The sequence below is a fragment of the Arthrobacter sp. 05T47 genome, assembly GCF_056395825.1.
This window is the reverse complement of record NZ_JBFTKG010000165.1, coordinates 1-1,130: the sequence shown is the minus strand read 5'-3', so window position 1 is coordinate 1,130 and position 1,130 is coordinate 1. Positions and strand designations below refer to the sequence as shown.

Genomic DNA, 1,130 nt, shown 5'->3' with positions numbered 1-1,130 from the left:
GATCATTGTTGCTGTGTCCGTCGATCAGTGGATCCGAAAGGTCAAGTCATGACCATGACAGAATTTGAAGCCCCCCACGTCGCCACGCGCGAGCCCATCCTGCAGGCCCGGAACCTCGTCAAGACTTTCGGCCGTGTCGTGGGACTGGACGGAGTCAGTCTCGACCTCTACCCGGGCGAAGTCCTCGCGATCATCGGCGACAACGGCGCAGGCAAATCAACCCTGATCAAATGCCTCACCGGAGCAGAAGTCCCGGACTCTGGCGAGCTCTTCATGTCAGGACAGCCCGTGCACTTCAAGCGGCCGCAGGACGCCAGGGTCCACGGCATCGAAACCGTGTACCAGAACCTCGCCGTCTCACCGGCCCTCGACGTCGCCTCGAACTTGTTCCTGGGTCGGGAGGAAAGGCGTGCGGGACTCCTCGGGAGCGTGTTCCGGATGCTTGACACCAAAGGTATGCGCCGGAAGGCCAAGGAAGAACTGACCCGGTTGGGCATCTCCACCCTGCAGGACGTGACAGTGCCGGTGGAGAACCTCTCCGGCGGGCAGCGCCAGGCTGTCGCCGTGGCCCGCGCCGCAGCGTTCGGTTCAAAGGTCGTTGTGCTGGATGAACCGACGGCGGCACTTGGCGTCCGGGAATCGAACCAGGTCCTCCAGCTGGTCCGGGACCTTCGCGACCGCGGCCTGCCGGTCATCTTGATCAGCCACAACATGCCCCACGTCTTTGACGTAGCGGACAGGATCCACATCCAGCGCCTGGGCAAGTGCGCTGCCACCATCACTCCGCAATCACACACAATGACCGACGCAGTGGCGATCATGACCGGCGCAGCCACCGCCTGATGGCCGGCTAGTACCCTCCCGCTCTACCGGAGCTCCCTTCTCCGTCCGCGGACCTTCCCCAGGTCCGCGGACGGATCCATACCGGGAGTTCCCATCATCACCATCCCACGAGAGACAGACCATGGATTACCTCACAACAGCCCGGAACGACGCTCACCAGACGCTCGACGTCATGGTCATAGGCGAAGCGCTGATCGACGTGGTCACCACGTCGCACGACACGGTGGAGCACCCCGGCGGCTCACCGGCCAACGTCGCCTACGGACTTGGCCGCCTCGCCGTCACCA

General features: G+C 63.6%; 1 protein-coding gene and 1 pseudogene. Both read left to right on the top strand.

Annotated features, from left to right (window positions below; all coding sequences use genetic code 11):
• Positions 1-48 precede the first annotated feature (48 nt).
• Positions 49-843 carry an ATP-binding cassette domain-containing protein gene (locus tag AC1DEY_RS23600; protein WP_476870118.1) on the top strand — a complete coding sequence of 265 codons (795 nt, stop codon included), beginning with the start codon at positions 49-51 and terminating at the stop codon, positions 841-843.
• A 121-nt stretch (positions 844-964) separates the two neighbouring features.
• A pseudogene (locus AC1DEY_RS23595) lies at positions 965-1,130 on the top strand (carbohydrate kinase); the annotation flags it as partial.